At 45.8% G+C, this 10,628-nt stretch carries 9 protein-coding genes; 5 read left to right on the top strand and 4 right to left on the bottom strand.

Features of this window, described 5'->3' with window-relative positions; all coding sequences use genetic code 11:
* Positions 1–128 precede the first annotated feature (128 nt).
* From IC612_RS07140 to IC612_RS07130, 3 genes are read right to left on the bottom strand one after another with little or no spacing between them, the layout of a single operon-like run.
* A complete protein-coding gene (locus IC612_RS07140) occupies positions 129–2,507 on the bottom strand; it encodes a penicillin-binding protein 1A (RefSeq protein WP_194739492.1) in 2,379 nt (792 codons plus the stop codon).
* Positions 2,497–2,964: a gliding motility lipoprotein GldH gene (locus tag IC612_RS07135; RefSeq protein ID WP_194739491.1), complete on the bottom strand. Its 468-nt coding sequence runs from the start codon at positions 2,962–2,964 to the stop codon at positions 2,497–2,499. Before IC612_RS07135 ends, IC612_RS07140 begins: the two co-directional genes overlap by 11 nt.
* Positions 2,965–2,970: 6 nt before the next feature.
* Positions 2,971–4,266 carry a PSP1 domain-containing protein gene (locus tag IC612_RS07130; RefSeq protein WP_194739490.1) on the bottom strand — a complete coding sequence of 432 codons (1,296 nt, stop codon included), beginning with the start codon at positions 4,264–4,266 and terminating at the stop codon, positions 2,971–2,973.
* Between the two features lie 356 nt (positions 4,267–4,622).
* Here IC612_RS07130 and IC612_RS07125 point away from each other — a divergent pair, with 356 nt between their 5' ends.
* The 4 genes from IC612_RS07125 (at position 4,623) to IC612_RS07110 (ending at position 9,139) form a co-directional block, all read left to right on the top strand.
* Complete coding sequence (locus IC612_RS07125; RefSeq protein WP_194739489.1) at positions 4,623–5,858, top strand: OmpP1/FadL family transporter; 1,236 nt, start codon at positions 4,623–4,625, stop codon at positions 5,856–5,858.
* Positions 5,859–5,868: 10 nt separating this feature from the next.
* Complete coding sequence (locus tag IC612_RS07120; protein ID WP_194739488.1) at positions 5,869–7,353, top strand: SGNH/GDSL hydrolase family protein; 1,485 nt, start codon at positions 5,869–5,871, stop codon at positions 7,351–7,353.
* A gap of 148 nt (positions 7,354–7,501) precedes the next feature.
* Positions 7,502–8,440 carry a ribose-phosphate diphosphokinase gene (locus tag IC612_RS07115; protein ID WP_194739487.1) on the top strand — a complete coding sequence of 313 codons (939 nt, stop codon included), beginning with the start codon at positions 7,502–7,504 and terminating at the stop codon, positions 8,438–8,440.
* 63 nt (positions 8,441–8,503) lie between these two features.
* A complete protein-coding gene (locus tag IC612_RS07110; RefSeq protein ID WP_194739486.1) occupies positions 8,504–9,139 on the top strand; it encodes a 50S ribosomal protein L25/general stress protein Ctc in 636 nt (211 codons plus the stop codon).
* Positions 9,140–9,294: 155 nt separating this feature from the next.
* Here the strand turns inward: IC612_RS07110 and IC612_RS07105 are convergent, their stop codons facing one another.
* Positions 9,295–10,089, bottom strand: coding sequence for a GLPGLI family protein (locus IC612_RS07105; protein ID WP_194739485.1), 795 nt, complete (start codon positions 10,087–10,089; stop codon positions 9,295–9,297).
* A gap of 167 nt (positions 10,090–10,256) precedes the next feature.
* On the opposite strand from IC612_RS07105, the gene IC612_RS07100 reads away from it, so the two are divergent.
* Positions 10,257–10,586 (top strand): HesB/IscA family protein, encoded by a 330-nt coding sequence (locus IC612_RS07100; RefSeq protein ID WP_194739484.1) that lies wholly within the window; start codon positions 10,257–10,259, stop codon positions 10,584–10,586.
* The last annotated feature ends 42 nt before the right edge of the window (positions 10,587–10,628 follow it).

Genomic DNA, 10,628 nt, shown 5'->3' with positions numbered 1-10,628 from the left:
CTTTGAAAGTAGGTCGCATCTTGTTGATTATCAGTAATAAAGATACAAAATACCTCCTAATTATACAACACTAAAACCTCCTAAAATGAAAAAACCGCCTCAATTTAGTATTGAGACGGCTTCACTTATTACTGATTAAAATCTACATTGGAATCTTTGTTGAGATTCTCATTGAGATTTTCTTCTTTTTTAGGTGGTGCCTTCTGTGGAGCGGGAGCAGTTGGCTGTGGTTCCGGATTACGCAGTTCCTCAAGCGTCTGCAGTCCTCCTTCATCTCCATAACCTCCCAATCCTTGCAGATCACTGCAATCTCCGGTCCAATTCGAAGGTTTTATGAATTTATCTTCCGGGAGTACACCCAGGGATTTGTCTGCGTATACCTTTTTCATGAATATCGCCCAGATCGGAAGCGCCATTCGGGCTCCTTGTCCCTCTCCGGTACTTCGGAAGTGCGTTGCGCGGTCTTCCCATCCTACCCAAACACCTGTTGCAAGATTTGGAGTGAGTCCGATAAACCATCCGTCGGAATTGTTTTGGGTTGTTCCGGTCTTGGCAGCTATCTCAATACCAGGATCGATACCCCGCCTGCCGAGTTCTCCCGCAGCCGTACCGAACTGCGCTACTCCCTTCATCAGATCAATCATCGTGTAGGCATACATCTCGTTCATCACCTCCTTAGTCTCGTTTTTCACTTCTTTAATTACCCTGCCGTTGGCATCTTCTATCCGCCAAATCATTTCGGGTTTTATGTAGTTTCCAAAGTTTGCAAACGTACTGTAGGCACCGAGCATTTCGTAAATCGTAATATCGGAGGATCCCAGTGCTACTGCAAGCTGGCCTCTAGGAATTTCCTGCGTAACGCCCAGATCGCGCGCCAGCTGAATGACCTTGTCGGTACCCACCATGTCCATCAGACGTACAGCCACGGGGTTGCGAGAATGCGCTAAGGCATCCTTCAGGGTAGGTTCGCCTCCGGTACCCTCCACCTTATAGCCGCGTTCGTTAAAGGTGGCATTGGATACTCTGGAACACGGAGTCATTCCCAGGTTCATGATCGCTGCAGCATACACAAAAGGTTTAAAGGTAGATCCTACCTGACGGCGTCCCTGCTTGATGTGGTCGTACTGGAAGTGCTGCCAGTTAATACCTCCTACCCAGGCTTTAATCTCCCCTGTTCCGGGAACCATAGACATAAGTCCCGCCTGAGCGATCTGCTTGTGGTAGCGAATGGAATCGTAGGGAGACATCTCTACTTCTTCCTCACCAGCCCAGGTAAAGCGGGTGGTCTGTATCGGTTTTTTAAATTCCATCATAATGGAATCCTGCGGTACGCCCGCAGCCTCGAGTTGCTTGTAGCGTCCGGTCCGCTTCATGGCCTGGAGCATGATCTTATCGATTTCCTGCTGGGAGATCAGATAGAACGGACGGTCTTTTCTGCCTCGCTGCTCGGCGTCAAAAGATTTCTGAAGATCCGTAAGATGCTCCTTGATGGCTTCCTCTGCGTAGCGCTGCATTTTAGAGTCCAGCGTGACATAGATTTTTAATCCGTCTTTAAATAGGTTCAGAGGTTTTCCCGTTTGTTTTTCATAATCGGTCAGGTACTGCTCAATTTCTTTACGCAAGTAAAATTTATAGTACGCCGAGTATCCTTCATCGATACTTTTCACTGGGTGGTAGTCCGTGCGTATCGGGGTATCGATTGCCTGTTGGTAGGTACTCTGATCAATGTATCCGGTCTGATACATCTGTTCCAGCACTACATCCCGGCGGCGTTTCGCGCGTTCTGGATTTCTCAAGGGGTTATTGGCAATAGGAGCCTCCAGCATGGATACAAAAATGGCCGCTTCGGGAAGGGTCAAGTCTTTTGCCTTTTTATTAAAATAAATACGCGAGGCCATCTCAATACCGTTGGCGTTGTAGGTGAAATCGAATTTGTTGAAATACAGCGTTATAATCTCTTCCTTGGTATAACGCTTTTCAAGGCTCACGGCTACTACCCACTCTTTTAGCTTTTGTATCGCTCGAAGCACGGGATTGGAAGAAACTTTCTTGGTGAAAAGTAATTTTGCAAGCTGCTGGGTTATGGTGGATCCCCCACCTCGTTCTCCGCGAAAATAGACCGCGCGTGCTACCGATTTTAAATCGATTCCGGAATGCTCCTTAAAGCGTTCGTCCTCTTTGGCCTGAAGGGCATATACCAGATGCGGAGGGAGCTCCTTGTAGGTTACTGGTTCGGTTTTTTCCTTTTCGAATTTTCCCAGAAGAACACCGTCGGAAGAGTAAATTTCCGAGGCCACATAGATATCTGGATTTTCTAGTTCGGACACCTCCGGCATTTCCCCCAAAAAGCCTTGGGAAATTGCAAAAAAGAAAAGCGCAATGCCCAGGACAAGAGCCAGAAGTCCCATCCAAATGAACTTAATCCACTTTTTGTAGCCGGTTTGTTTTTGTTTTTTGGGAGGTAATGGAAATCCACTGCGGTTCCCGGGTTTCTTTTTATTTTCCATCGTCGGATGAGACTGTTTTTAATTTGATTCCAATATCCTCTATTCCCGGCAGCTGCTTTCGCGGCATCTTATGGCGGAGCGTGAGAACGGATTTAGTACTTGGAAGTTTTCGGTAAAAATAATGCAGTTCTTTCACTTCACCAAATCCGTGGCCTTTCCACTGCCCCTGGTCGTTGGTGAGGCTACACGTTATGCGCTCACGTACTTTTTGCTGGGTAGCTCCATCGGTAACTTCCACTTCAAGTACCAGGTTTTGGTAGGGGTATGCGGCATTATTTCTAACGATAAAAAAGACCTCCTTGCTTTCTTCTGCCCGCCTGTCCGGAAGAGTAAAGACCAGAGCCTGCTCCTTTGACCAGACTCCGCCCGTGTTTACCATGGTAACGGATTCCTTAGAGTCGCTACAAGAAAACAACACAAGCAGCAAGAGTAGTAGTGAAAAAGTCCGGTTTTTCATTGTTTACTACTGACCTTCTCCAGGACTGGGCTTGCGCGCATTTTTCTTTCCCTTATACCCTCCTGACCCTTTGGAAGGGGCAGGTTTGTTTGCAGGGCGCTTGGGTTGCGTACCTGACTGTGGATTACTGCCTTCACTACTACCTCCCGGATTTTTGGAATTTCGCGTGTCTTTCTGATTTTTAGGTCCCTTCTTGTTTTTAGGACGGTTCTTCTTTTCAAAGCGGTCCGGATTATTCTCCTGGATCAGATCCACTGTTTTTTCTGCCACCATACTGACCGATACCAGTTCTTCCAGTAGCTGCGCCTTCTGACCTTTCTTATTGCGGCTGATTTGTTCTTTAACTTTGTGCGTGTCTATATCGTACCAAGTAATGGGATTCTCCGCATAGGCAAACCACATCTTTCTTTTGAACACGTCGATCTTAATACAGTAGGCCTTACCCTTTTCTGTATCCAGGGTGGTATTGGACGAGGGAAAATCACTTAGCGCATCTAGATAACTGTCCAGTTCGTAATTAAGACAGCATTTGAGTTTTCCGCACTGTCCTGCAAGTTTTTGCGGGTTTATACTAAGCTGTTGGTAGCGGGCGGCATTGGTGTTTACGCTCCTAAAATCCGTCAGCCATGAAGAACAGCAGAGCTCGCGTCCGCAGGAGCCTATTCCGCCAATTTTAGCCGATTCCTGACGGAAACCGATCTGCTTCATGTCGATTTTCGTTTTAAAATAGGAAGCATATTCCTTAATCAGTTGGCGGAAATCCACCCGGTTGTCGGCGGTATAATAGAAGGTGGCTTTCGAGCCGTCCCCCTGAAATTCCACATCGGATATTTTCATTTCCAGGCCTAAGCGTGAGGCAATGATTTTTGCCTGCGTCTTAATGGCGTCCTCTTTTGCCCGTGCCTGTTGCCATACATCGATATCCTTTTGATTGGCTATTCGGTAAATCTTAAGCGCATGCTCTTTTGAGAAATGCTTTTTTTTCATTTGTATTTTGACCAGCGCACCGGTCAAACTTACAATCCCTACATCGTGCCCGGGATTTCCTTCCACTGTAATAATGCTACCGATTTGAAGCGGCAGTTTCTGTGTATTTTTAAAAAAGCTTTTCCTATCGTTTTTAAATCGGACTTCTACATACTGTTCCTGTTGTAACTCCACCGGACTTTTAATATCCGAAAGCCAATCAAAAACACTTAATTTATAGCTATTTCCACACGTATTTACATTTTCACATCCAGAAGCGGATTTCGTTCCGCAGGAATGGGAGGAATCGCCGGATGTTTTACATCCACAACTCATATATAATTGGTTTAGTTCCTTGCAAATTTAATATAAATTTTAACAAACAGCTGATTGCTGCGCGAGCCCTTTTATTTAGAGGCCTTTTTGCGCAGAATAGCCTCTCTTACCGTAATAAACCCAGACCGCGCAACAGCAGCGCATGCAACTACCCATGTTTAAGTTTAAACACCCTCTCTACCACCGAGCTTCGGTAGGCACTTAACTCCATTTAAAATAGGCGCGTTAAAAAACAAGCCCCTTAAAATTTGAAGTTAAACCAATGCTAAAAATAGTTTTTTGTTTAAAAATGTTAACAGGAATTAACATCCGTATATAAATTAATTATAAATTTGGAAGCAATAATTATGGAAAATATGAAAAAATTAATCATTACCATGTCTCTTCTTGCAGGGATGACAGCATATGCAGGAGGATTCAGAGTTTCACTGCAAGGTGTTAAACAGTTAGCAATGGCACATACCAGTGCACATGCTCAGGACGCCAGCATTGCTTTTTTCAATCCCGCCGGGATTTCTTTTATTCCTGCCAAACTCAGTGTGGCAGCGGGAGGTTTTGGAGCCATCTCTACGGTGACCTACCAAAATCCAACTACTATGGAGTCGTACGAAACAGACAATCCTATTGGAACGCCAATTTATGCGGCCGTAGCGTACAAGCCTATTGAAAACCTCTCTGTTGGTTTTAGCTTTGCAACCCCTTTTGGAAGTACTATTGACTGGGGTGAGGATTGGGCAGGATCAGAAATGGTACAGATGATGTCCCTCAAGGCCTACTTCTTCCAGCCGATGGTATCGGTAAAACTTGCGCCTTGGGCTGCGGTAGGTGCCAGCTACATCCATGCAAAAGGATCGGTAGACTGGGATAAAGGTGTATCTCAGCTGGGTGGATCTCTAAATATAAATGATGAAGAAGCCTCTGGCAGTGGTTTCAGCGTGGGATTCTATCTCCAGCCAAGTTCTACGGTGGACGTGAGCATTGCCTATCGCTCGCCGGTGGATATGAAAGCTGAAAACGGAACGGCGACCTTCAATATATCTCCGGCACTTTATCCTAACCTAAGACTCAACGCACAGGGGCAGGACCAATTCACGGCGACGCTTCCTCTTGTGGATGAATACACGGTGGGGGCTACCTGGAAAGCCACTCCAAACTGGAAACTATCCGCGGATTTTAATTATACGGGCTGGGCCCGATACGAGAGTTTGACTCTAGACTTTGCCAATGCACCGGTCGGGAATCAACCAACGGATCCTACGGTTCTTAAAACGCCTAAGAACTTTAAAAATACTCGCACGGTACGTGTCGGTACTGAGTACAGATTCTCCGATATGATTGTCGGTCGTGCAGGATGGTATTTTGACGAAGCACCGTACGACGATGAATATTTCATCCCAGAGACCCCATCATTCGACGCGCACGTGGCGACTGCCGGTTTAGGACTGAAATTCGGCGGGTTAGGTGTAGATTTGGCAGCAGCCATGTCGTTCCCTAAATCCCGTACTTTCAATAACCAGTACTATAACTTCGCTGGACAGGCAAAAGCAAAAACCTACTACTTTGGTTTAGGACTTAACTACAATTTCAATTAATCTACTGAAAATGAAAAAAATATTTATATCGGCATTTGCTGCCTCAATGCTACTGTTTACCTACAGTTGCGATACCGATTTTGAAACCGACGTCAACTCTATTGCGGTCAGCAGTGGTGAAGCAGATTTCAGTAAGTATGTAGCCCTTGGGAACTCACTAACCGCGGGATACCGTGACAATGCACTTTATGTAGATGGTCAGATAGAATCGTACCCGAATATGCTGGCTACCCAGATGAAACTCGCCGGGGGCGGAGACTTCAAGCAGCCCCTGATGGCAGACAACTTGGGAGGTATTCCAAGTGTAGGCGTAGGAAATAAACTGGTTCTGGCAGTGAACGCCAACGGAGTGATGGGACCGGTTGTAGCTAGTGGTAATGGCACTACCACCCTTCAGAATATCTATTCTTCCGGACCGTACCAGAACATGGGGGTACCCGGTGCAAAATCCTTCCATCTTTTGGCTCCGGGATACGGTAGCGCAGCAAACCTAGCCCAAGGAACTGCCAACCCGTATTTTGTACGCTTTTCCTCTTCTGCCAACACCACAGTGATTGCAGATGCTATGGCGCAAAGCCCGACGTTCTTTTCCTTATGGATAGGAAACAACGATGTATTAGGTTATGCCACTTCAGGGGGCGACGGATCCAACCCTATCACCAGCGAGGCGCTCTTTACTCAGGCCTACAACGGACTGGTAAACACGCTAACCTCAGGCGGGGCAAAGGGTGTTGTAGCGAATCTACCGAATGTAACGGCCATTCCTTTCTTTACCACCGTTCCGTATAACCCTGTACCACTGGATGCTGCAAGTGTGACGGCTCTAAACCAACAGGTTTTTGGACCACTTAAGCAGATTCTTACCGCGTACGGACAGGGCGCGCGTTTACAACTTTTAGGTACTGCTAACAATCCACTCCTACTTAAGGACGAAGGACTCACGGACCTTTCGGTTCAGATTACTACTGCTCTTATCGGTGGTGGGGTACCTGCGCAGCAGGCCGGACTTATGGGGATGGTTTTCGGACAGGCACGACATGCCACTTCAGCAGACCTTATTCCTCTCACTACGCGCTCTGCCATTGGAGCTAAACCGTCCTCACAGATGGCAGTGGCACCGTTTGATAAATTTGGGGTGACTTTCCCACTGGAAGACAAGCACGTTCTAAGCGCTGCAGAAAAAACCGAAGTTCTTAATGCTACGGCTAAATTCAATGCAGTAATCCGCGCTGCGGCTACTTCCAAAGGTCTTGCCTTCGTAGATGCCAACGCCAAAATGCTGGAACTTGCTAAATCCTCCGGCATTCAGTTCGACGGTGTGAAATACACCACAACGTTTGTTACAGGTGGGACGTTCTCTCTCGATGGGGTGCACTTAACCGGTAGAGGGTATGCGGTGATCGCCAATGAATTTATCAAGGCAATCAATGCGAAGTACAAATCAAGCCTTCCACAGGTGAACGTAAACAGCTACTCAGGAATCACATTTCCGTAGTTAAATATATGATTATTAAAAACAAAGCAGTATCTCCCAGGGGATGCTGCTTTTTTATTGGACAGTCTTTCTCGCCTGAGGGAATATTTTGTACAATGCACTAACTGAAGATTAAAAAATACTTAAATTTGCACTATAAACAATAAACATGGCAGAGCAATTAAGCTACTTGTTTTCTACAAGAACCAGTAAAGATCTCGCAAAGAAAATTGCAGAATACTATGGTCAGGAAATGGGTAAAATCAATTTTCAGGAATTCAGTGACGGAGAATTTGAACCGGTACTCGATCAATCTGTTCGTGGAGGACGGGTATTTTTGATCGGTTCCACGTTCCCACCGGCAGATAATCTATTGGAACTGCTGTTAATGATTGATGCTGCCAAGAGAGCTTCTGCAAAAAGTATTACCGTAGTTATCCCGTACTATGGCCTTGCTAGGCAAGACCGTAAGGACAAGCCGCGCGCTCCTATAGGCGCCAAGCTGGTGGCAAATCTTTTAACTGCCGCAGGCGCCACCCGGATAATGACTATGGATCTGCATGCGGACCAGATCCAGGGATTCTTTGAGATTCCAGTGGACCACCTCTACGCCTCTTCTATCTTTGTGGATTATATTCAGTCTCTGAATCTGGACAACCTCACCATAGCTTCTCCGGACATGGGCGGTGCCAAACGTGCAAAGAACTACGCGGGACATTTGGGCGCAGAGGTTGTTATCGCTTATAAAGAAAGAAAAAAAGCCAATGTGGTAGAAGAAATGTTCCTTATTGGGGATGTGAAAGACCGCAATGTGATTCTTATTGACGATATGATCGATACGGCGGGTACGCTTTGCAAGGCTGCCGAAATACTGATTAAGAATGGAGCAAAATCCGTTCGTGCAATGGCCACCCACGCAGTATTTTCCGGTAATGCCTACCAAAATATTGAAAACTCCCAGCTTCAGGAAATTATCGTCACCGATACCATTCCTGTGAAGACAGAACTTTCCTCTAAAATTAAGGTGCTTTCCTGCGCTGCTCTTTTTGCCGACGTAATGAAGATGGTACACGAGCACCAGTCTATCAGTGAGAAGTTTATCATCTAACGCGCAATTTTTATAAATACATAAATTATCACTATATTTGCACCTCGAAAAAATCTTAATAAAATGAAATCTATTACAATTCAAGGTGCAAAAAGAGAAAGCGTGGGCAAAAAGTCTACAAAAGCTTTACGTGATGCTGAACTAGTTCCTTGTGTTGTTTATGGTGGTGCTGAGCCGGTGAACTTTTCCACAGAGGAAAAGTCATTCAAAAACTTAGTATATACTCCAGAAGCACACACAGTTGAACTTGTCATTGACGGAGAGACCGTTCCGGCTGTCCTTCAAGACATCCAATTCCATCCAATTACGGATAAAATTCTTCACGTCGACTTTTACAGACTATCGGAAGACAAGCCAGTAATTATGGAAGTTCCTGTACGTATTACTGGACGTTCCAAAGGTGTGGTTGCCGGCGGTGTGCTAAGACAATCTTTCAGAAAACTGAAAATCAAGGCTCTACCATCCAACCTACCGGATGAAATCGTTGTGGATATTACTCCACTTCGTATCGGAAACAAACTTTATGTAGGCGACATCAAAACCGATGCGTACACGTTCATGCATCCAGACAATGCAGTAGTTGTTGCAGTGAAGATGTCTAGAACTGCAATGAAAGGAGGTGCAGTTATGGATGACGACGACGAAGATGAGGTACCGGCAAGCGAAGGAGAAGCTCCTGAGGCTACCGCTGCGGAATAATCCTACTCCGTACTACAATATTGCGCCGTTTCTTTCAACAAAAGAAGCGGCGCATTTTTTTTGCCCTACGTAAGTATAATGTCTTTTTTATTGCACTGGTTGCGGACCAAAAGAACCGGTAGTACACACCAGTACTAAAAGCGACGTTTGGTGCTTTACTTTTCCGGGATTTCCAACTGATTTACCGCAGTGGAGCCGTCGTTTTGCATACGTACTCCGCCCATACGCCCGCCCGGGGATCCTGTTTGCGGTCCTGTTCTGCGCATTGGTCCCATGAACGCTTGCGGGTCACTTATAAACCGGGCTTTCTGCGCTTCGAACGCAGCGCGTTTGAGGGGAATGAACGTGGGAGAATCAGCGGAACCTGCCTCTACCGATGTACGGATCTCTTTCAGATCAAAGCTATACTTGCCTTCGCGGTCCTCTACCTTTATTATTAGACCCGGAAGTCCGGAAAATTTATAAGGTCCGTCAAAGACCGGCACGTCCGCGGTAAACCATGCGTCCCAGTGTCTTCCTCCAAATTCGGTGGAAGCCTTTTGCGCAAGATAGTCCCCTATCTTTTTCGTTTCGGAGTGTATTTGCCACGTAATGGGCCGGTCCTCCTCATATTGGTACAAATCCCTTCCAATGCGCTCCTGATACACGATTTTTTCGCTGCCGTATTTTTTCTCTATCTGAAAATTAAATGGACTGCGCAGTCCTTGGAGCTGCTGGCGGTCAAAGTTTCGCGTATCGCGCATGCGTTGCATTATAGAATCACGTCTAACAGCGTTCTCCGCTCTAAAAATCGATCCCTCTTTACGTATATCCAGGTACATATTTTCCGATGCTCTTTGCGTATCTAAAGCAGATCCCGCCGAATAGGAAAGTTCATAGACATAACGCATCTGCTGCGCCGAAACAATTCCACCCATGCATAGGGCCAAAAGGAGAGATAGTAATTTCATAAACGTTTTCAACTTTGATTGCAAAATAAGGATAATGTTAAGTGATTATGAGGTGCAAAGGGTAATTATAAACTCAATCATTGCCATAGGCAAAAAGAAAAATCTAATTTGATAATCAGTTGAATAGTTCGTACTTTTGCAATCTAAAATCATTCTAAATAAATACAATGATAAAAGTAAGCGACCAAGCAAAAGAAAAGGCCGTCCAGCTAATGAGCGAAGAAGGCTTTGATGCCAATACCGGTTTCATCAGGGTGGGTGTCAAGAGCGGTGGGTGCTCCGGTTTGGAGTATGTGCTTAAATTCGACAACCAGAGTGATGCTTCAGACCAGATTTTCGAAGACAACGGTATAAAAATCATTATTGACAAGAAATCCATCCTTTACCTAGCAGGAACCACACTGGAGTATTCGGGGGGACTGAATGGGAAAGGCTTTGTTTTCAATAATCCTAACGCTTCGCGCACGTGTGGGTGCGGAGAGAGTTTCAGTTTATAACTGATTACAAGAAGCGTAGCATCACGTGTCGGGCAAATTCGC

It is taken from the genome of Planobacterium oryzisoli, from assembly GCF_015354315.1.
GTDB lineage: Bacteria > Bacteroidota > Bacteroidia > Flavobacteriales > Weeksellaceae > Planobacterium_A > Planobacterium_A oryzisoli.
This window is presented reverse-complemented; position numbering and strand designations above follow the sequence as displayed.